This window comes from Rhodobacter sp. Har01 (assembly GCF_020564565.1).
Taxonomy (GTDB): domain Bacteria; phylum Pseudomonadota; class Alphaproteobacteria; order Rhodobacterales; family Rhodobacteraceae; genus Pseudogemmobacter.
Genome location: NZ_JAJCTD010000008.1, coordinates 31,459 through 52,337 on the forward strand (window position 1 = coordinate 31,459; position 20,879 = coordinate 52,337).

Below are 20,879 nucleotides of genomic sequence, written 5' to 3' on the forward strand. Positions count from 1 at the left end.
ACGCCGCGGGGGCGTCTGGCCGAAGCGGTCGCCTCGACCGTTCGGGCCCTGTCGCCGATCGATGCCGCTTTCGATGTGGATCCGCGCAGTTCCGCTGTCGGTTCGAAGGGCTGCCTCATCGTGGTTCCCCACCTTTGCTGCTCTGCAGAAAGCCCAAACCGAAGTGCATGACCCGCGTATGACAGCCGTGTTTCAAATCGGGCCAATCTGTAAAGATTGTTGCAATCGGGCAATTGACGGCGGTCTGCATCGGGCAGCAGTCAGCCTGACCGCCACTCGGACTGCCGGGCACCGGGGCCGCTCCGCCGGCCCTGCCAACTCCATGCTTTCCAAAGGCCCTTGTTTCCTGTATGCCCCGCGCCCATCTGCGACGTGCGGCCCGCCCCCGGGGCACATGCATGAGGATCGGGGGATGACGGCGGCAATGGGGCCGCCATAGACGGGGCGCCCGGAGGGCCGGGTCAGCCCAGAGGAAACGATATATGTTCAACGTGACGAAGAAATCCATCCAGTGGGGCCATGAAACGCTCACCCTGGAAACGGGAAAAATTGGGCGGCAGGCCGATGGGTCGGTGATCGCCACCCTGGGCGAAACCCAGGTGATGGCCAACGTGACCTTCGCCAAGACGGCGAAGCCGGGGCAGGACTTCTTTCCCCTGACCGTGCACTATCAGGAAAAATACTATGCCGCGGGCAAGATCCCGGGCGGCTTCTTCAAGCGCGAGGCGCGGCCTTCGGAAAAGGAAACGCTGACCTCGCGCCTGATCGACCGGCCGATCCGGCCGCTGTTCGTGGACGGCTTCAAGAACGAAGTGCTGGTCATGGCGACGGTGCTGTCCTGCGACCTCGTCAACGACCCCGACGTTCTGGCGATGATCGCCGCCTCGGCCGCACTGACCATCTCCGGCGTGCCCTTCATGGGCCCGATCGGCGCCGCGCGGGTGGGCTTCTCGAAGGGCGCCTATGTCCTGAACCCGGCGATGGACGACATGACCCAACTGCGGCTGAACCCCGAGCAGCGGCTTGACCTGGTCGTCGCCGGCACCAAGGACGCCGTGATGATGGTCGAGTCCGAGGCCTACGAGTTGACCGAGGACGAGATGCTGGGCGCCGTGGTCTTCGGCCACCAGCAGATGCAGCCGGTGATCGACCTGATCATCGACTTTGCCGAAGAGGCCGCGAAGGAACCCTTCGACTTCTCCGCCCCCGACATCTCGGGCCTTTATGCCAAGGTGAAGAAGGCCGGTGAAAAGCAGATGCGCGCCGCCTTCGCGCTGCGTGACAAGCAAGAGCGGACGAATGCCATCGACGCGGCGGCCGAAGCCATCGTCGCGGCGCTGTCGGACGAAGACAAGGCCGACGCCAACCTTGGTGCCGCGATCAAGAAGCTGGAATCGTCCATTCTCCGCGGTGACGTGGTCAAGAACGGCACCCGCATCGACGGCCGCGACACCCGGACCGTGCGCCAGATCGCGGTGGAAACCGGCGTCCTGCCGCGCACCCACGGCTCGGCGCTGTTCACCCGCGGCGAGACGCAGGCGATCTGCGTCACCACCCTGGGCACCGGCGAGGATGAGCAGATCATCGACGCCCTGAACGGCAACACCCGGTCCAACTTCCTGCTGCACTACAACTTCCCGCCCTATTCGGTCGGCGAAGTGGGCCGCGTCGGCGGCCCCGGCCGCCGCGAGATCGGCCATGGCAAGCTGGCCTGGCGCGCGCTGCAGGCCGTCCTGCCGCCGCCGACCGAGTTCCCCTACACGATCCGCATCGTGTCGGAGATCACGGAATCGAACGGCTCGTCCTCGATGGCCACCGTCTGCGGCGGCTCGCTGGCGATGATGGATGCGGGCGTTCCGCTGAAAGCTCCGGTCGCCGGCGTGGCGATGGGCCTGATCCTGGAAGATGACGGCAAGTTTGCCGTGCTGACCGACATCCTGGGCGACGAGGATCACCTCGGCGACATGGACTTCAAGGTCGCCGGGACTGAGTCCGGCATCACCAGCCTGCAGATGGACATCAAGATCGCGGGCATCACCCCAGAGATCATGAAACAGGCTCTGGCGCAGGCGAAAGACGGCCGTTTGCACATCCTGGGCGAGATGGCCAAACGCATCTCGGCCCCGCAGGCGTTCAGCGAATACGCCCCCAAGATCGAGACGATGACCATCCCCACCGACAAGATCCGCGAAGTGATCGGCTCGGGCGGCAAGGTCATCCGCGAGATCGTGGAACTGTCGGGCGCCAAGGTCGACATCAACGACGATGGCATGATCAAGATCGCTTCGAACGACCAGAAGGCCATCAAGAAGGCCTATGACCTGATCTGGTCCATCGTGGCCGAGCCGGAGATCGGCCAGATCTACACCGGCAAGGTGGTCAAGCTGGTCGATTTCGGCGCCTTCGTGAACTTCTTCGGCAAGCGTGATGGCTTGGTGCATGTTAGCCAGATCGCCAACAAGCGCCTCCAGCACCCGAACGAGGCGCTGAAGGAAGGCCAGGAGGTCAAGGTGAAACTGCTGGGCTTTGACGAACGCGGCAAGGTCCGCCTGGGCATGAAGATGGTTGACCAGGAGACCGGCGAAGAGCTGGTCGAGAAGAAAGAAGAAAACGCCGAGGGCTGATCGCCCGACGTGCTTTCGTGAATGATCAGGCCCCGGAGCGTTCTCCGGGGCCTGTTCCATTTCCGCATCCGCCTGCCGCCGCGGACGGGCTGGCCGATTTCAGACCGGCCCGGCCCCGTGTCACACCATGCGCCGGTCGAAGCGCCGCCTGTCCCAGGCTTTGGCGAAGGTCAGGCCGATGTCGTCACTTCGGGCAATCCACCGGCGCGCCGACGCAAGGCGCAATGTCGCGCTGCCAAGTGCGGTGATCCTGACGCGATCGACCGAAACGCCAAAGAGCTTGGCGTTTCGTTTGGCAAGCGCGCCCGCCAGCCGCGCCGAACACCGAGGTGCGGACCGGAGGAAAATCGCAGGCGATGCCGTCGATGCCGACGGACATGGGCTTCCCTTTGGCGTTTGTCGGCGCCCGGCTTGGCCGGTCTTGTCGCCGGGGTCTGTGCCGGTCTTACCTCCATCCGGCAGATTGCCGGTTCCCTCGCCGGAATGTGCCGAATCCCGACGCCGATCCGTCGGAACTGCGCTTGCGGGGCGGGGTCCGGCACGTCATGTTTGATCAAATTTCCGCCAGAGCCTTGAGGGTCCCATGCTCACGAAACGCGAGTTCTACATCAACGGCGCTTGGGTCGCCCCGGCCAAGGCGCGCGACTGGCCGGTCATCAACCCCTCGACAGAGGAACCCTGCGCGGTGATCAGCTTGGGCGACCAGGCCGACACCGATGCCGCCGTTGCCGCCGCAAAGGCTGCCTTTGGGCCTTGGGCCGCCACCCCGCCGGCCGAACGCGCCCGGCTGGTGGCCCGCATCCTGGACCAGTATGACGCCCGCCTGCAGGAATTCGCCGAAGCCATCAGCATGGAGATGGGTGCGCCCATCGACTTTGCCCTGTCCGACCAGGCACCCTGCCTGCCCTGGCACACCCGCAACTTCCTAAAGGCGTTCGAGACCCTGGAATGGGTCCGTCCGCTGGACCCCTCGGTTACGCGTGACAAGCCGCAGCCGGCCGTGGCGCTGGAACCGATCGGCGTGGTCGGGCTGATCACGCCGTGGAACTGGCCGGTCAACCAGATCGCCCTCAAGGCCATTCCGGCGATGCTGGCCGGCTGCACCTGCGTGCTGAAACCCTCCGAGGAATCCCCCCTCAACGCGATGCTCTTCGCCGAGTTCTGCCATGATGCCGGCATCCCTGCGGGCGTCTTCAACCTGGTCAACGGCGACGGCCCCGGCGTCGGCTCGCAGCTTTCCAGCCACCCCGATGTCGAGATGATCTCCTTCACCGGCTCCACCCGCGCCGGCCGGGCGATCTCGATCGCCGCCGCGCAGACCCTCAAGCGTGTCACGCTGGAACTGGGCGGCAAGGGTGCCAACCTCTTGTTCGCCGATGCCGACGACAAGGCCGTCGAGCGCAGCGTCCGGCGGATGATGGAGAACACCGGCCAGTCCTGCAACGCGCCCTCGCGCCTGCTGGTCGAGCGTGGTGTTTACGAACAAACGGTCACAAAGGCGTCCGAGGTGGCGAATTCCATCATGGTCGGCCCCGCGCATGAAGCCGGCCCGCACCTTGGCCCGGTGGTGAACAAGCGCCAGTGGGACCAGATTCAGGGCTACATCCAGAAGGGCATCGACGAAGGCGCCCGCCTTGTCTGCGGCGGCCCCGGCCTGCCCGAAGGCTTCAACCGCGGCTTCTACGTCAAGCCCACCATCTTTGCCGACGTCCGCCCCGGAATGACCATCGAGCGCGAGGAAATCTTCGGCCCGGTCCTCTCGATCATCCCCTTCGAGACCGAAGCCGAAGCCGTGCACATCGCCAACGACACCCCCTATGGCCTGACGAACTATGTCCAGTCTGGCGACCCCGTGCGGTCGAACCGACTGGCCCGGCAGTTGCGCTCGGGCATGGTCGAGATGAACGGTCGCCCTCGCGGCGCCGGATCGTTCTTCGGCGGGGTCAAGCAGTCGGGCCGGGCGCGCGAAGGCGGCATCTGGGGGCTTGAGGAATTCCTCGAACCCAAGGGCATCTCGGGCTATGATTTCTCGGTCGGCGACGCGGCCGAATAGGGCGTTGCGGTCGTTCGGGAAAACTTGACACACCTGTCGATTCCGCCTTTCCTGTGGCGGATCGGAGACCCGCATGACCGCACACCGCCACCTGACTTCGCCTCTTGCGCTGCGCGGCCATACCCTGCGAAACCGCATCGTCTTCGGCGCGCATACCAACAACATGTCCGACCAGGGCATTCCCGGCGCCCGGCAGGGGAAATACCTTCTGGAACGGGCCCTTGGCGGCGCCGCGATGGTGGTCTGCGAGCCGGTCCCGGCGCATCGCACCGGGGTTCTGACCCGCGGCAACCTGTTGCACCAGTCTGATGAAATCGTCCCGTATTTCCAACGCATTACCGATGAGGTGAAGGCCGCCGGAAGCGTCATCATCCAGCAGATCTACCACATCGGCGCGCATGGCGATTCCGACCTGTCCTATGCCCCGCATTGGAGCCCCTCGGGCGGCCCCTCCTACCACGACAGCGACGGCAGCCACCGCATGACCGTCAATGAAATCCATGAGATACTTGACGCCCACGTGCAGGCCGCCCGCCGTGCCAAGGCCTGCGGCTTTGACGGAGTCGAGGTCTGGGCCGCCTATCATTCCCTGCTTGACCAGTTCTGGACCCCCTGGTCCAACACCCGCGACGACGCCTGGGGCGGCAGCCTTGAAAACCGCACCCGCTTTTCCCGCACCCTGATCGAAAGGGTCCGCAAGGCCTGCGGCGAAGACTTCGTCATCGGCCTGGCCATCAGCTGGTCAGAGGTCTTCCCCGAGGTCACCCTGTCAGCCGAAAACCTTTGCGAGATCATTGCCTTGCACGATGCCACCGGGCATATGGACTATGTCACCGTGGGCGCCGGCAGCTACCTGGATTTCGAGCGGATCATCCCGCCCTTCACCCATGCCGAAAAGCTGACCACGCCGCTGACCACGCAATTGAAGGGAATTGTCAAGCACGCCCGGATCACCTCCGAGGCTGGCATTCGCACCCCGGACAACGCCGAAACGATCCTCTCCGCCGGCGAAGCCGACCTTGTTTCCATCGTCCGTGGCCAGATCGCCGACCCGCATCTGGCGCGCAAGGTGATGGAAGGCCGGCCGCAGGACATCCGCGGTTGCATCTCGTGCAACCAGATGTGCTGGGGCCGCCGAAGCCGGGACTACTGGATTTCCTGCCTGATCAACCCCTCGGCAGGCCGCGAGTTCGAATGGGGCGGCGACCGCTTCACCAAGGCAGCGACACCCCGCAAGGTGCTGGTCGTCGGCGCCGGTCCGGCGGGGCTCGAGGCCGCAAGAGCCGCCGCAGAACGCGGCCATGCTGTCGAAATCGTCGAGGCGTTGCCGGTGATCGGCGGGCAGTTCCGGCTGGCGGGATTGCAGCCACGCCGGGCGCAGATCCTGGATTTGATGGACTGGTATGAACGACAGTTCACAAACCTGGGCGTGACGCTCCGCCTCAACACCTTTCTCGACGAGGACGAAATCGCCGCCCACCCCGCCGACACCGTGATTCTCGCCACCGGCTCCTTGCCTGACGACGCCGGTTTCCAGCGCTGGTTGCCCGGTGAGCCCCGCCTTCCGGGTTTGGAGAACGGCCAGGTCCACAGCCCCGAGGCCATTCTGCGCCGCGAGGCCCGGCCAGGGCATGAGGTCATCCTTTATGACGAAGGCAGCAACTGGCGCGGCGTCGGCACCGCATGGTGGCTGGCCGAACAGGGCCACGCCGTCACCATCGTCACGCCAGAAGCCTTTGTCGGAAAAGAGATTTCCCGTACCGCGGCCGACGGCGCCGCGCGCCGGGCGCTGGCGGCCAAGGGCGCGCACTTCGTCACCGAAAGCCTGATTTCCCGCTGGCACGGCAACGGCGCCACCGTCCGCAGCCTGCTGACGGGCGAGGAAACCCTGATCCCGGCCAGCGCGCTGGTGATGGCCACCACCAACCGCAGTTTCGATCCGTTCCCGGAATCCTTTGCGGGCAAGGCCACCCACCGCATCGGCGACTGCGCCGCCCCCCGGCTGGCCGCCTATGCCTTCCACGAAGGCCGCAAGGTCGCGCTGGGCGTTTAGGCCAGCAGCGCTTCGACCCGCATCGCATCTGGCACCACGTCGCGGCCCTCCAGCACCAGATCGGCCATCACCTCGGCCACCTTTGGCGCTACCCCGAAGCCGATCTTGAACCCGCCATTGGCCACGAAATGCCCCGGCCGCCCTGGCCAGGCCCCCAGCACCGGCCCGCGGCTTTTCGCCCGCGGCCGCACCCCGGCCCAGCGTTCCTGCACCTCGGCCCCCGCCAGCACCGGCAGCATCGCCACCGCCCGCGCCAGCACGTCGTCAAGCTGGCCATCCGGCCCGTCCACCGTCCAGACGTTCTCGGCCGTGGACCCGACCGCCACCGTCCCGTCAGCATGCGGCACGGCGAACACCCCGGCCGCAAACACCTGCGGCATGTCGCGCGCGTCGAACCGCAGCTTCAGCGCCTGCCCCTTCACCCCGGCCCCCAGCTTGCGCCCAAAGGCCGCCGACAGCGCCTGCAGCCCCGCCAGGCCGGTGGCATGGACCACCGCGCCCTCCTCTGGCGCCTCGCCCAGAACGATCTCGGCCCCCGAGGCCCGCAATGCAGCCTCCAGTGCCGCCGCGGACTGGCGGGGTGACAGACGGGCCGTCAGCGTGTCGTGGATCAGCCAGCCCGAGGGCGAGGCCGGCTCCCACTTTGCGCCGGTGGCCGGCACCACCCGCCACTCGGCCAGGCCCTGCCACAACTCGGCCGCCGCAGGGATGCGCTCTTGCGCCAGCGCAACCGCTGCCTCGTCCGCCAGGGGCTGCAACCGGCCGGACCGCAGGTAACCGGGATCGACCCCGCCGGCTTGGGCCACCGTCGCCCACCAGCCTTCGGCCATGATCAGGCTTTCAAACTGGAACTGTTTCAAGGGGCTCCAGGCTTCGGGCGCATGCGGGGCCAGCGCCCCCACCAGCCCGCCGGAACAGCCGCCGCCGATCCGCGCCGTCTCGATCAGGCGCACCTTCACGCCACGCCGGACGCAGGCCCAGGCGATGGAGAGACCGAAGATGCCGCCGCCGCGCACCGTCACATCGACGCTTGCCATCCTGTACCTCCTGCCGCAATGAACGCGGCAGAGGACTATGCCCATGGACCCCGGACCGCAACCCGAACTGGACTGGAAGGACGGGCGCATTCCCGTCGCCCGGGCCTTCGACGACCCGTATTTCTCGCTGGCCGGGGGGCTTGAGGAGTGCCGTCATGTCTTCCTTGCCGGGAACGACCTGCCGCAGCGGCTGTGCGACGGATTCCACATCGCCGAACTGGGCTTCGGCACCGGGCTGAACCTGCTGACGCTGGCGTTGGAATGGGCAAGGACCGGGCGGCCGGGGTGCCTGCGCTTCACCAGCTTCGAGGCGTTTCCCATGGCCGCGGCCGACATGGCCCGGGCGCTGGCGGCCTTCCCGGCGGCGGCCGCGATCGCCGCCCCCTTGCTGGCCGCCCGCGCGCAAGGGGCCACGGAAATCGCCCTGCCCGGGGTGGACCTGCGCCTGATCCTGGGCGATGCGCGCGAAACGCTTGGCCAATGGGACGGCGTGGCCGACGCCTGGTTCCTGGACGGGTTTTCGCCGGCGAAGAACCCGCAGATGTGGGGCGAGGCGCTGATGGCCGAGGTTGCCCGCCACACCGCGCCGGGCGGCAGCTTTGCCACCTACACCGCTGCGGGTCACGTCCGGCGGGCGCTGGCAGCCACCGGATTTCAGGTGGAACGCGCGCCGGGCTTTGCCGGCAAGCGCCACATGACCAAGGGTCGCCTTGTTGGCGCCCCGGGGCAAGCGCCTGTTATTGCAGGACCATCCCTTCAGGCCAGCGCATCGAGTAGCTGAGGCTGATCTCCTGCTTGGCGCCCGCCGGCAGGTCGAAGTCCCACGCCAGAATGCCGCGCTGGCCGTCGACGTTCTTTTCGGTGACCGCGGGCTTGGCGGTGTAGGTGATTTCCAGGTCTTCCTGTTCGGAATAGGGCACCTGGTCGATCACCCGCACCGGCCAGACCTCGGCCCCCAGATTCTCGACCTTGAGCACCGCCACCTCGCTGGCCTCGTTCGAGGTCGAGATAAAGCCGGACTGGCCCGACTCCCGCCGAGGCATGTCGCGGCTGACCTGGATCGCCTCCAGCGCGCCGAAGGCGATGCTGGTCTCGGCGCCCGGGGCCACCACGCCCAGCGAGGTGCCGCCGACCAGCACACCCTCGCGGAACAAGAGCACCTCGCCCGGCAGCAGCGGTTCGGTCGAGGTGTTGACGAATTCGGCCTGGACAAAGGCGGTGCGGTCCCAGCGGGGCACGGCAATGGCCATGACCTTGGGCTCGGCTTCGATCTTGTCCAGCGACAGGCGCAGGTCTTCCACGCCCGAGGCGACATCGACGGCGCGGGGGTAGTGGTAGACCACCGTGTCGCCCTCCATCCCGGCCGCGGCCACCACGGGCGCGGGCATCGCTTCGGCGACCGGAGCGGCAGCCATGGCGTCCTCGTATCCGCCCGACTTGGCGCTGTCGTAGCCTTCGCTGTCTTGCCCCTCGGGCACGATCCGGCGCGGTTCGGGCCACAGCGTGCTGGGCGCGGCCTGCTCGGCGGGGCGCGAGGTGGACAGCGTCAGGTCGACGCCGGACCAGTCTTCGCCGGTGTATTGGGTGACCAGCACGCTGCGGTCGATGGTCAGCCGGGCGCCGCCTTCGCGGGCGAGATACAGGTCGTAGAACGGGCGCCAGCTGGCGCCTTCGATGTAGTGGGTGACGGTCAGCCTGGACTCGCCCGCCGCTGCGGCTTCGACGGCCACCGACAGCGCGGTGTAGTCGGCGTCACGGGCGGGCAGGGCGTCAAGGGCGGCCTGGGCCTGGGCCAGGTCTTCCTGCACCCGTGTCAGCGCCTGCTGGGCGGGCCAAAGATTCTTGCGGGCCAGCGCCGCGGCCTCGCGCGCGGCGCGGGTCTCGGTCTCGATCATGTCGGCCATCGCCTTCAGGCCTTCGGGCGTGGCGGTGTCAGGCAACGCGCCGGTGAACGAGGCAAGGAAGGTCGCCCGCGCATTGGCGGCATCGACCCGGGCCTGCACCGCCTCGACCGCCGCAAAGGCATCACGCTCGGCGGCCTCAAGGCGCTCGACCTCGGCCTTGGCGGCCTCTTGCTCGGGGGTCAGCGGGTCTTCGCGCGGCGGCAGGCGGTCGGCGCGCAACGAGAATGCACCGAACACCAGTCCCTGATCGCCCTGCAGGCGCAGCAGGCCCGGCTGGGTTGATGCCGGCAGGTCGGTGACCAGCAGATCATGCGGCCCGGCCGAGGGGGCGGTGAAGCTGACCTCGCGGGTGATCCTGGCGCCATCTGGGTAGACGGTGACGGCGGTGATCGTGCTGGTGGCCAGGATGGTATCGGCCCAGGCCGGCAGGGCGGTGGTGGCAAGCAGGGCGGCGAAAACGGCACGCATGGCAGGGGCCTTTGCTGCAAGAAGGGGCGCTGACCGGAAGGTTAGGCCCAGGGCGGGCGCAGCGGCAAGGGCGGAATACCGGAACCAAGGATGCCGCGGGGGCCTGCGTCCAAGGGGATTACAGCATCTCGAAGCGGGCCGGATCGGGGCCGCAGCGGGTGCCCTCGTCGAGGGTGGCGATGTCCGCCATCTCTTCGGGCGTCAGCGCGAAATCGAAGATGTCCAGGTTCTCGGCCAACCCGGCTTCGCGCGTCGAGCGTGGAATGACCGAGGCACCGATCTGGACGTGCCAGCGCAGAATCACCTGGGCGGGCGTCTTGCCGCTGCGTTGCGCGGCCTTGGCGATTGCCGGGGCGTCAAAGCTCTTGCCCTGGCCCAGCGGTGTCCAGCTTTGGGTGACGATGCCCAACTGGTCATGCAGGGCGCGCAGTTCGGCCTGTTGCAAGCGCGGGTTCACCTCGATCTGGTTCAGGACCGGCACCACGCCGGTCTCGCCGATCAGCCGTTCCAGATGCGGGGCGTTGAAGTTCGACACCCCGATCGAGCGGCAGCGCCCATCTTCGCGCAGACGGATCAGGGCGCGCCAGGTGTCGATGTAAAGCCCGCGCGCCGGGCAGGGCCAGTGAATCAGCAGCAGATCAACGTAATCCAGCCCCAGGCGGGCCAATCCGGCCTCGGCGGCACGCAGGGTGGTGTCGTGGCCCTGGGCGTCGTTCCAGATCTTGGTGGTGACGAAAATCTGGTCGCGCGGCACCTCGGAACAGCGCACGCCCTGGCCCTGGCCTTCCTCGTTGCCATAGACCGCGGCGCCGTCGATCAGCCGATAGCCAAGCCGCAATCCGGTGGCAACCGTCTGCGCCGTGATCACGGCGGGCACCTGCCACAGGCCCAGGCCGATCTGCGGGATGCTGTGGCCGTCATTCAGGCGCAGGCGGGCGGTCATCGGGTCTACCTTCGGTTCTTTCGCGCTGCGCAGAAAACCCCCCCGCGCGCGGAGGCGCAAGGCAAAACTGCCCGCCGCGTTTCCGGGGCGGGCAGCGCAGAACGGAAGATGTTGAAAGATCAGCCCTTTTTCAGAACCCGCTGGCCCAGAACCTCGGCGATCTGAACCGCGTTCAGGGCCGCGCCCTTGCGCAGGTTGTCGGAGACACACCACAGCGACAGGCCGTTCTCGACGGTGCTGTCCTGGCGCACCCGGCTGACATAGGTGGCATAATCGCCCACGCATTCGATGGGGGTGATGTAGCCACCGTTCTCGCGCTTGTCGATCAGCATGATGCCGGGGGCTTCACGCAGGATGTCCTGCGCCTCTTGCCAGTCGAGCGGTTCCTCGAACTCGATGTTGATCGCTTCCGAATGGCCGACGAAGACCGGCACGCGGACGCAGGTCGCGGTAACCTTGATCTTGGGGTCGAGGATCTTCTTCGTCTCGGCCACCATCTTCCATTCTTCCTTGGTCTCGCCGGAATCAAGGAACACGTCGATGTGCGGGATGACGTTGAAGGCGATCTGCTTGGTGAACTTTCTCGGCGGCACGTCCTGAACCGGGTTGTAGACCGCCTTGGTCTGGTCCCACAGCTCATCCATGCCTTCCTTGCCGGCACCGCTGACCGACTGGTAGGTCGCCACCACCACGCGCTTGATGCGCGCCCGGTCATGCAGCGGCTTCAGCGCCACCACCATCTGCGCGGTGGAACAATTGGGGTTGGCGATGATGTTGCGCTTGGCATAGCCGTGGATCGCATCGGCGTTCACTTCCGGCACGATCAGCGGCACGTCGTGGTCGTAGCGGTAGAGCGACGAGTTGTCGATCACGATGCAGCCGGCGGCAGCGGCCTTGGGGGCGAATTCCTTGGTCGGGCCGGACCCCACCGCGAACAGCGCAATGTCCCAGCCGGTGAAGTCGAAGGTGGCCAGGTCCTTGGTCTTCAAGGTCTTGTCGCCAAAGCTGACTTCGGTGCCCAAGGATTTGCGCGACGCCAGAACGGCGATCTCGTCCACCGGGAACTCGCGCTCGGCGAGGATGTTCAGCATTTCGCGGCCCACGTTGCCCGTGGCACCCGCGACGACGACCTTGTAGCCCATCGGGGTTCTCCATTCACCGTCCCCAAGGCGGGGACGGGCGGCTGTTAGCGCATGAGGGGCCGCGGAGAAAGCGGATTCGGCGGCCCGGCTCAGTCGGTGCGGTCTTTCGAGAACAGGTAGAGCAAAAGTCCCACAGCCGTGGTCAGGGCGAAAAAGGCGAAGACGGCGGCATAGGGGGCCGAAGGGTCAGGGGCGGCGGGAATGGCCGAGAACAGGCCGCCCGTCACCTGCTGGGCGATGCCCACCGAGGCGATGCCGAACAGGTTGACCAGTGTCACCCCGCGCCCCACCAGATGCGCCGGAAAGAACGCCCGGGCATGGGCGATGACGATGGGGAAGGTGGACCCGAAGAACCCCAGCCCGACGAACATCAGCGTGGCGTAGACCGGCGAGGCCGCAGGGGCCAGCCACAGCGCCGCGGTAAAGCCCAGCATCGCTGCATTTCCGCCGAAGATCACCCATTTGCGGGTGCCCAGCCAACGGTCCATCGGGCCGATGGCAAAGCTGCCGATCACCATGGCGATGCCCATCCACAGGCCCGCCATGCCGACCTCGGGCCGCGAATAGCCCCAGACGTCGGTGAAATACGGTCCCAGCCACAGGCCCCGCAGCCCACCGGGCGGGGCATAGCAGACCAGCATCATCGCCAGGATCGGCCAGATCGCCGGCATGGCGAGCAAGGTCAGCACCGAACCCTTCGGCCCTTCGGGCGCCGTCACCTTCGCCGGATCGCGCACCAGCACCGCCACCGCGACAGCCATCACCGCGGTGATCATGGCCAGCGCCCAGACGGTTTCACGCCAGCCGAACGCCTCGGCCGCGGCGGTCAGCGGCGCCGAGGCGGCGATGTTGCCAAGGCTGCCGATACCGATGGTGATCCCGGCCAGCGTGCCAAAGGCCGCGGGCGAGAACTGTCGGGCGAAGATGTAGTAGCTGGCCATCAGCACCGGCGCACAGCCCATGCCGATCAACGTCATCGCGACCTTGATCGACAGGGGCGATCCGGCGGTGGCGAACACCGCGGCACCGCCTGCGCCGATCATCAGGCAAAAGGCGGTGGTCAGCCGCGGCCCGATCCGGTCAAGCGCGCTGCCGACCGGCAGTTGCATCGCGGCAAAGGCCAGAAACCAGTAGCCCGAGGCCGCGGCGAGGTCGGCCTTGCTCGCACCAAGGTCGGATTCCAGCACCGGCGCCAGCACCGCCAGGAAGGCGCGGTAGAACTGCGACAGCACATAGCCGACGACTAGACAGGCGATGCCAAGGCGCATGAGGGTCTCCTGGAACGACGCGGGTTTGTCGCAAGGCCGGCGGGCAGCCGCAAGGGGCTGTGGGTGCGGCAATACCCGTCTTGCGGAAATGCAGGCGCGGGCGTCAGATGAGCGCGATTTCGGCCCCGGAGGTTTCCCATGTGCCTGCGCCTTTCGCTTGCCATCCTTGCCTCGACCGTTGCCCTGCCTGCCGCAGCCAATGACGGCTGGGGCGGCCTTTCGGCCACCGGCCTGACCTTCGACCAGACCGAAGCGGTGGCGATGCTGGAAGAAGACCTGTTCATCGGCATCGACAGGGTGTCGGTCGACTACCTGTTCAAGAACACCAGTGGCGCCGATGTCACCGGAGAGGTGATCTTTCCGCTGTCGCCCGTCTCGGTCTGGGCCACCTACGAATCCTCGATGAACCTGCCGCAGGACCTGTCGGCCGAAGACCTGGTGGATTTCAAGGTCACGGTGGACGGCCGGCCCGTTGCGGTGCAGATCGACCGCATCGCCGTGCTGGAACCGCCCTACGACGAGAACCGCCCCCCGGCCCAGCAGTACGACACCCCCGGCCGCGACGTGACGGCCGAGGTGGCGCGCCTGGGCCTGCCGCTGACGCTGGATGCCGAACAGGTGCGCTCGGCGCTGCTGGCGTTGTCGCCCAACCAGAAAGCGGCGGCCGAGGCGGCGGGCCTGGCGCAGTATTACGCCGGCGACCCGGCGCAGAACGTCCCGCCGGATGTCTATGCGACCTGGTCCATTGTCACCCGCTACCACTGGACCCAGACCTTCCCGGCCGGGGCCGAGGTCAAGGTCCACCACGACTATGTCAACCGCCCGCCCGGGGGCCTGTTCTACTGGGCCGATCCGCCCGAGGACTATCAGACCTACCTGGTCGACCGCTATTGCATCGACGCCGGAACCTCGAAGGCGCTGATGAAGGCGCTGGCCTATACCGACGAGACCGGCCAGACCAATGCCTATGGCACCTCCTACAATATCGAATACGTTCTGCGCACGGCGAACAGCTGGGCCGGGCCGATCGGCAAGTTCCGCCTGACGCTGGACAAGGGCGACCCGAAGAACGTGATCTCGCTTTGTGCCGATGGCGTGAAGAAGGTCGGGCCGACCACCTTCATGATCGAGAAGACCAACTACACCCCCGACCGGGACTTGGACATCCTGGTCGCCCTGCCGATGGCACGGGAATAGCCGCTCAGGCTGGCAGCGCCTGCATCGGCCGTTCGCGCACCGGCAGGTGGACCAGCGCCGAGAAGGCCCCGACGCCCACGCCGATCCACCAGACCAGGGTGTAATCGCCGTTCAGGTCATACATCTTGCCGCCCAGCCAGACGCCCAGGAAACCGCCGATCTGGTGGCTGAGGAACACGAAGCCATACAGCGTGCCCATGTAGCGGATGCCGTAGATATGCGCGACCAGCCCGCTGGTCAGCGGCACCGTGGCCAGCCACAGGGCGCCCATCACCGCCGAGAAGACCAGCACCGAGGTCGGCGTAATCGGCAGCAGGATGAACGCCGCCGCGGCAATGGTGCGGGCGGTGTAGATGCCGGCCAGCAGATATTTCTTGGTGTACCGCTTGCCCAGCCAGCCCGCCGTGATGGTGCCGCCGATGTTGAAAAGGCCGATGGTGGCAATCGACAGGGCCCCCAGCGCCGAGGTCGAGTTGATGCCGATCATCGACAGCATCCCGCCGGGGTCGATTGGCCCGCACAGCTCGGTCACGAAGGCGGGGAAGTGGGCGGTGATGAAGGCGAGCTGATAGCCGCAACTGAAGAAGCCCAGGAAGATCAGCACATAGGACGGGTCGCGGAAGGCCCGGACCAGAACTTGACCCAGCGATTCCTCAAGCTCGGCCCTGGTTGCCACCCGGGGCGAGCGGATGAAGGGCAGTGCCAGCAGCGTGGCCAGGATCACGCCGGCAAAGACCAGGAACACCGTCTGCCAGGCCATGAACTGCATCAGGAACTCGGCCGTCGGCGCGCCGATCACCTGCCCGGCCGAGCCGGCGGCGGTGCCGATCCCCAGCGCCATGCTGCGATGTTCCGGCGCCGCGGCGCGGCCGACGATGGCCAGGATCACGCCAAAGCCGGTGCCGGCGATGCCGAAACCGACCAGGATCTCCAGCCACTGGTGCTGCCCCGGCGTCACCGCAAAGGCCGAAAGCACCAGGCCCAGGGCATACATCAGCGCGCCCGTGACGATGGCCTTCCGGTCGCCGAACTTTTCGGCCAGCATCCCGAACAGCGGCTGGCCAATGCCCCAGGCCAGGTTCTGGATGGCGATGGCCAGGCTGAATTCCGACCGCGCCCAGCCGAATTCTGCCGCGATGGGGATCTGGAACACGCCAAAGCTGGCGCGCACGGCAAAGCCGATCATCAGGATGATCGACCCGGCAATCAGCACGGGGGTGATCAGCGGGGCCTTGGCCTGCATCGGAGACTCCGGTTTTCGCGCGGCGCGGAAGGTGCGCCCGGCGGGCCGCTAGGTCAAATGCCGATTTGTGATGCGCACAACTTTCCGCCTTGATGCAGGGCGGGTTCAGTTCCGCGAAATCCGCCCTGTGCGCTGGACAGACTGCAAAGCCGCGGTATGCAGGTTGAAACGGTGCAAGGGGCGGGCAGCATGGACATGTGGTGGAAGGGCGCGGTGACCTATCAGGTCTACCCCCGGTCGTTCCAGGATTCGAACGGCGACGGGGTGGGTGACCTGAAGGGCATCACCGCCCGCCTGCCCTATCTGGCCGACCTGGGCGTCGATGCGGTCTGGCTGTCGCCGTTCTTTCGCAGCCCGATGCGCGACATGGGCTATGACGTCTCCGACTACACCGACGTCGATCCGGTCTTCGGCACGCTCAAGGATTTCGATGCCCTGGTGGCCCGGGCGCACGGGCTGGGGCTGAAGATCGTCATCGACCAGGTGCTGTCGCATTCGTCAGACCAGCACCCGTTCTTTGCCGAAAGCCGCGCCAGCCGGACCGGACCGCGCGCCGACTGGTACGTCTGGGCCGACCCACGCCCCGATGGCACCCCGCCCTGCAACTGGCTGTCGGTCTTTGGTGGCCCCGCCTTTACCTGGGACGGCCGCCGCCGGCAGTTCTACCTGCACAACTTCCTGACCAGCCAGCCGGACTTCAACTATCACAATCCGGCGGTGCAGGACTGGGCGCTGTCGGTGCTGCGGTTCTGGCTGGACCGCGGCGTCGACGGCTTTCGCTTCGACACGGTCAACTATTTCTTCCATGACCCGCAGTTTCGCGACAACCCGGCTGATCACCGGGTGAAGGACGAACCCGAAACCAGTCCCTACGGCATGCAATACCACCTCTACGACAAGAACCGGCCCGAGAATCTGGCTTGGCTGGTCCGCCTGCGCGGCCTGCTGGACGAATACGGCGCGGCCTCGGTGGGCGAGGTCGGCGAAAGCCACCATGCCATTGAAATGATGGGCGACTATTCCGCCCCCGGCCGCCTGCACCAGTGTTACAGCTTCGAGATGCTGGGGAAGAAGTTCTCGGCCGCCGTGTTCCGCGACCGGATCGAGGGGTTCTTCAAGGGCGCGCCCAAGGGTTGGCCGATGTGGGCGTTTTCCAATCACGACGTCTCGCGCCATGTGTCCCGCTGGGCGGCCTTCGGGGCCGACCCGGAGGCGCTGGCGAAACAGGCGGCGGCGCTGCTGTTGTCCTTCGAAGGCTCGGTCTGCCTGTGGCAGGGCGAGGAACTGGGCCAGACCGATACCGAACTGTCGTTCGAAGAGTTGACCGATCCGCAGGGTATCGCCTTCTGGCCCGCCCCGGTGGGGCGCGACAACACCCGCACGCCGATGGTCTGGGAGGATGGCCCGCAAGGCGGGTTCACCGCCGGCACGCCCTGGCTGCCGGTCAAGCCGCCGCAACTGGCGCGCAACGTCGCCGGGCAGGCTGGGCGGGCCGGGTCGGTGCTGGAATTCTACCGCGCCATGCTGGCCTTCCGCCGCGCCACCCCGGCCCTGCGGCACGGCCGGACGCAGGTCCTGGACACACCCGAGCCGGTTCTGGCCTTCCAGCGTGGGCAGGGTCCGGGCGCGGTGCTGTGCCTGTTCAACCTGTCGCCCAAGGCGGTGGCTCTTGCCTTCGACGCGCCGCTCACCCCGGCGGGGCCGGTGCTGGCTGCGACGCTGGCCAAGGGCGTGCTGACGCTGGGCCCGAACGCGGCGGTGTTCCTGCCGCTGCCCTGACGGTCAGGCAATCACCTGCGGTTCCGGCAGACCGCGCGCTACCCCGGCGGTGGCAAAGGTGCGGCCGGCGTCCGGGCAGGCGGCCAGCGCCTCGGCCGACATGCCCTCGCGCGCGGAGGTGATGAACAGCGTGTCCATCCCCACACCCCCGAAGGCGGGGCATGAAGAATGCGGCGCGGCCACTTCGACGGCGCGCAGGAAGGTGCCGTCCGGGCCGTAGCAGGCCACCCGGCCCGCGCCCCATTGCGCCAGCCAAGAGTAGCCCTCGGCGTCGATCGTGCAGCCATCGGGCAGCAGGCCCTCGGCCGTCAGGTCCAGCCAGACACGGGGTTCGCCCACCGGCCAGCCGTCAACATCCAGCGCGACGCGCATGACCTTGTGGCTCAGCGTGTCGGTGAACTGCGCCGTCGTCCCGTCGGGCGTGAAGCAGATCGCGTTCGGGATGGTCAGCCCGGGGAACAGGCGGCGCACCTCGCCCCGGTAAAAGCGCCAGATCGCCCCCAGCCCGGGGTCATCTCCGCCCCGCGTGCCCATGGTGCCCCACCAGAATCCGCCCTGCCGGTCGGCCCGGCCGTCGTTTGAGCGGGTCGCCGGCTGACCGGCCTCGATCCGTGCCAACTGTCTATATGAGCCATCGTTCAGGTTCACCCGCAGCAACCCGGATTCCGCTGCGACAAGCGCCTCGTCGGCATTGATCCAGCCCATGGTCGAGACCATTTCGGGGAACCGGAATTCTTGCGGCCCGCCCGCATCGCGCGTCAGCAGGCGGCCGTGCAGGATGTCGAACCAGTAGAACTGGCGTCGCAGCGGGTGCCAGAAGGCGCCCTCGCCCAGATCGCAGGGGCGGTCGTCCCAGATCATTGCGCGGCCTTCCAGGCGGCAACGATCGCGGTGGCCTGCGCGCCAACCTCGGCCGCCGTCAGGCCCGGCGTGTAGAGCGCCGTGCCGATGCCGAAACCATTCGCCCCGGCGGCAATCCACTGGGCGAAATTCTGCGGCCCGGCGCCGCCCACGGCATAGACCTGCGTGCCCTTCGGAAGCACCGCGCGGATCGCCTTCAGCCCCTCGGGGCCGATCAGAGAGCCGGGAAACAGCTTCAACCCGCTGGCGCCGGCCTTCAGGGCCGCAAAGCATTCGGTAGGCGTCATCACCCCGGGCCAACTGTCCATGCCCAGGCGGCGCGTCTCGGCGATCACCTCGGGGTCGGTGTTGGGTGACACCACCAGCCGCCCGCCGGCATCGCGCACCTCGCGCACGTCCTGCACCGTCAGCACGGTGCCGGCGCCGATCTGCACGCCGCTGCCAAAGGCACCCGCCATGGCGGCGATCGAGGTCATCGGGTGCGGCGAGTTCAGCGGGACCTCGATCCGGGTGATGCCGGCGCCGATCAGCGCCTCGGCCACCGGCAGGGCCTCGGCCGGGGTCAGCCCGCGCAGGATGGCAATCAAGGGCAGGTGCTGGGTCATGTCCGGGTCTCCATTTGGCGGCGCAAGGTCCTGAGGCCGGCAAGCGTGCAGTCGGTGGCGTCCAGGGTCTTGGCCGGCACGCCCTGCGCCGCCAGCGCACGGGCATAAGCGGCGGACAGGCGGTCATTGCCGACCAGCGCCACCTGCTGGCCCAGCCAGTAGGGCCGCGCGGCGGCAAGCTCGGCGCCGATCAGCAGGCCGGACAGGCGCGACCGGGCGGCGTCCGGGGAAAGCCCGTGCAACAGCCCTTCGGCCCGGATACCGAACAGTTGTGCGGCAATCCTCTGCGGCCGGGACAGCGTGTCGGACACCGCCTCATCGAAGGCGGCGTCGTCCCAGCCCAAACCCATCCCGTGCCGCAACACGGAGGCGGTCGACAGCAAGTTGAACAGCTCTCCGGTCAGATAGGTCTGGAAGCTGACCACCTCACCCGCACTGACCTGCGCCCATTTGGAATGGGTTCCCGGCAGGCACAGAACGCCGTCGAAATCGGGCGTCCCCGCCAGCACCCCCGCGATCTGGGTTTCCTCGCCGCGCATCACGTCGGCGGGGCGGGCCTGCGATAGGCCCGGCGCAATGTGAACGGTCATTCGCCCATCGCGCACCGGGGCGGCAATCAGACCCAAGTGCTCCAGCGGCGCACAGGGCACGGCGCGATAGGGCGCCTCGAACCAGCCCTGCCGCGCGCCGACCATGCCGCAGGCCAGCACCGGGGTCACCCCGGCGCCCAGCCAAGGCCCGATCAGCCGCAACAGCGCCGGTTCGAAATCGTCGCGCGACAGCCGGCCCATGCCGTCTTCGGACGCGGCCGTCGCCAGCACGCCGCCCGGCCCCATCGCCCAGACCCGCAGGTTGGTCGTGCCCCAGTCGGCGGCGATCCAGTCGGGCGTCATCCGGTGACCACCACGCCGGCGTCGATCACCAGCGCCTGCCCTGTCATCATCCGGCTGGCCGACGAGGCCAGGAACAGGCAACCGCCGACGATGTCTTCGGGCTGGATGGTGTCCTTCAGGCATTGTCGGTCGATGTGCGCGGCCAGGCCCTCAGGGGTGACCCACAGTGATTTTTGCTTGTCGGTCAGCACCCAGCCCGGCGCCAGGGCGTTCACCCGGATGCGGTCGGGGCCGAATTCGCGCGCCAGGCTGCGGGTCAGGCCGTTGATGCCGGAATTCGCGGTCGTATAGACCGGATAGCCCGCGTTCCCCATCATGTAGCTGATCGAGGTGAAGTTCACGATGGCGCCGCCGCCGGCCGCCTGCATGCCGGGGATCACCGCCTTGGCGGCAAAGAAATAGGCCTTGAGGTTGATCGCCATCGACCAGTCCCAGAACGCCTCATCCGTGGTCAGGGTGGCGTGCCGCTGGTCGTTGGCGGCGTTGTTCACCAGCACGGTGACAGGCCCATGCACCCGCGCGGCAGTCGACAGCGTCAGTTCAAGCTGGTCCATCACGGTGATGTCACAAGGCAGGAACAGCGGCCGCGCGCCGGTGGCCTGCTCCATTGCATCGCAGAACGCCGTGGCATCGCTGCGCTGGCAGAAGGCGACCTTGGCGCCCTGGCGCAGGAACCCCTCGGTCAGGGCCGCGCCAATGCCCGACCCGCCGCCGGTGATGAAGACGGACTGCCCCTTGAGGTCGGGGAACACGGGGTAGTCGGGCACGGGGCTTTCCTCCTGGCGGCCTGCAGGCCAGAAGGGTTGGCC

17 protein-coding genes are annotated in these 20,879 nt (G+C 67.4%); 6 read left to right on the forward strand and 11 right to left on the reverse strand.

Going from position 1 to position 20,879, the window contains the following annotated elements; translation table 11 throughout:
* Window positions 1–482: 482 nt before the first annotated feature.
* The gene (pnp, locus tag LHP98_RS16840; RefSeq protein WP_227253722.1) at window positions 483–2,624 is read left to right on the forward strand and encodes a polyribonucleotide nucleotidyltransferase; all 2,142 of its coding nucleotides are present in this window, start codon (window positions 483–485) and stop codon (window positions 2,622–2,624) included.
* Between the two features lie 184 nt (window positions 2,625–2,808).
* On the opposite strand, the gene LHP98_RS16845 is transcribed toward pnp, so the two are convergent.
* Window positions 2,809–3,003, reverse strand: a complete 195-nt coding sequence (locus tag LHP98_RS16845) for a hypothetical protein (protein ID WP_227253723.1) — start codon at window positions 3,001–3,003, stop codon at window positions 2,809–2,811.
* 204 nt (window positions 3,004–3,207) lie between these two features.
* Here LHP98_RS16845 and LHP98_RS16850 point away from each other — a divergent pair, with 204 nt between their 5' ends.
* Entirely contained in the window at window positions 3,208–4,677 is a 1,470-nt protein-coding gene (locus LHP98_RS16850; protein WP_227253724.1) for an aldehyde dehydrogenase family protein, read from the forward strand.
* A gap of 73 nt (window positions 4,678–4,750) precedes the next feature.
* A complete protein-coding gene (locus tag LHP98_RS16855) occupies window positions 4,751–6,730 on the forward strand; it encodes an FAD-dependent oxidoreductase (protein WP_227253725.1) in 1,980 nt (659 codons plus the stop codon).
* On the opposite strand, the gene LHP98_RS16860 is transcribed toward LHP98_RS16855, so the two are convergent.
* Window positions 6,727–7,767 (reverse strand): NAD(P)/FAD-dependent oxidoreductase, encoded by a 1,041-nt coding sequence (locus LHP98_RS16860; RefSeq protein WP_227253726.1) that lies wholly within the window; start codon window positions 7,765–7,767, stop codon window positions 6,727–6,729. The genes LHP98_RS16855 and LHP98_RS16860 overlap by 4 nt on opposite strands.
* Before the next feature lie 43 nt (window positions 7,768–7,810).
* On the opposite strand from LHP98_RS16860, the gene mnmD reads away from it, so the two are divergent.
* Window positions 7,811–8,548, forward strand: coding sequence for a tRNA (5-methylaminomethyl-2-thiouridine)(34)-methyltransferase MnmD (mnmD, locus tag LHP98_RS16865; RefSeq protein WP_227253727.1), 738 nt, complete (start codon window positions 7,811–7,813; stop codon window positions 8,546–8,548).
* On the opposite strand, the gene LHP98_RS16870 is transcribed toward mnmD, so the two are convergent.
* The 4 genes from LHP98_RS16870 to LHP98_RS16885 form a co-directional block, all read right to left on the reverse strand.
* On the reverse strand, window positions 8,505–10,139 hold the full coding sequence (locus LHP98_RS16870; protein ID WP_227253728.1) for a DUF4139 domain-containing protein: 1,635 nt from the start codon (window positions 10,137–10,139) through the stop codon (window positions 8,505–8,507). The genes mnmD and LHP98_RS16870 overlap by 44 nt on opposite strands.
* Window positions 10,140–10,257: 118 nt before the next feature.
* A complete protein-coding gene (locus tag LHP98_RS16875; protein ID WP_227253729.1) occupies window positions 10,258–11,082 on the reverse strand; it encodes an aldo/keto reductase in 825 nt (274 codons plus the stop codon).
* Between the two features lie 119 nt (window positions 11,083–11,201).
* The gene (locus tag LHP98_RS16880; RefSeq protein ID WP_227253730.1) at window positions 11,202–12,224 is read right to left on the reverse strand and encodes an aspartate-semialdehyde dehydrogenase; all 1,023 of its coding nucleotides are present in this window, start codon (window positions 12,222–12,224) and stop codon (window positions 11,202–11,204) included.
* Between the two features lie 89 nt (window positions 12,225–12,313).
* Window positions 12,314–13,492: an MFS transporter gene (locus LHP98_RS16885; RefSeq protein ID WP_227253731.1), complete on the reverse strand. Its 1,179-nt coding sequence runs from the start codon at window positions 13,490–13,492 to the stop codon at window positions 12,314–12,316.
* A 138-nt stretch (window positions 13,493–13,630) separates the two neighbouring features.
* Here LHP98_RS16885 and LHP98_RS16890 point away from each other — a divergent pair, with 138 nt between their 5' ends.
* Entirely contained in the window at window positions 13,631–14,689 is a 1,059-nt protein-coding gene (locus tag LHP98_RS16890; protein WP_227253732.1) for a DUF4424 family protein, read from the forward strand.
* A gap of 4 nt (window positions 14,690–14,693) precedes the next feature.
* Here LHP98_RS16890 and LHP98_RS16895 read toward each other — a convergent pair whose 3' ends face one another.
* Entirely contained in the window at window positions 14,694–15,932 is a 1,239-nt protein-coding gene (locus LHP98_RS16895; protein ID WP_227253733.1) for an MFS transporter, read from the reverse strand.
* A gap of 189 nt (window positions 15,933–16,121) precedes the next feature.
* On the opposite strand from LHP98_RS16895, the gene LHP98_RS16900 reads away from it, so the two are divergent.
* Window positions 16,122–17,711, forward strand: a complete 1,590-nt coding sequence (locus LHP98_RS16900) for an alpha-amylase family glycosyl hydrolase (RefSeq protein WP_227253734.1) — start codon at window positions 16,122–16,124, stop codon at window positions 17,709–17,711.
* A gap of 3 nt (window positions 17,712–17,714) precedes the next feature.
* Here the strand turns inward: LHP98_RS16900 and LHP98_RS16905 are convergent, their stop codons facing one another.
* Genes LHP98_RS16905 through LHP98_RS16920 form a run of 4 tightly spaced genes read right to left on the reverse strand, consistent with a single transcriptional unit; the run spans window position 17,715 to window position 20,837 of the window.
* Window positions 17,715–18,572, reverse strand: a complete 858-nt coding sequence (locus LHP98_RS16905) for an SMP-30/gluconolactonase/LRE family protein (RefSeq protein ID WP_227253735.1) — start codon at window positions 18,570–18,572, stop codon at window positions 17,715–17,717.
* Complete coding sequence (locus tag LHP98_RS16910) at window positions 18,569–19,177, reverse strand: 2-dehydro-3-deoxy-6-phosphogalactonate aldolase (protein ID WP_227253736.1); 609 nt, start codon at window positions 19,175–19,177, stop codon at window positions 18,569–18,571. Before LHP98_RS16910 ends, LHP98_RS16905 begins: the two co-directional genes overlap by 4 nt.
* Window positions 19,174–20,070 (reverse strand): 2-dehydro-3-deoxygalactonokinase, encoded by an 897-nt coding sequence (locus tag LHP98_RS16915; protein WP_227253737.1) that lies wholly within the window; start codon window positions 20,068–20,070, stop codon window positions 19,174–19,176. The genes LHP98_RS16910 and LHP98_RS16915 overlap by 4 nt, the downstream gene beginning before the upstream one ends.
* The gene (locus LHP98_RS16920; protein WP_227253738.1) at window positions 20,067–20,837 is read right to left on the reverse strand and encodes an SDR family NAD(P)-dependent oxidoreductase; all 771 of its coding nucleotides are present in this window, start codon (window positions 20,835–20,837) and stop codon (window positions 20,067–20,069) included. The genes LHP98_RS16915 and LHP98_RS16920 overlap by 4 nt, the downstream gene beginning before the upstream one ends.
* Window positions 20,838–20,879: the final 42 nt, after the last annotated feature.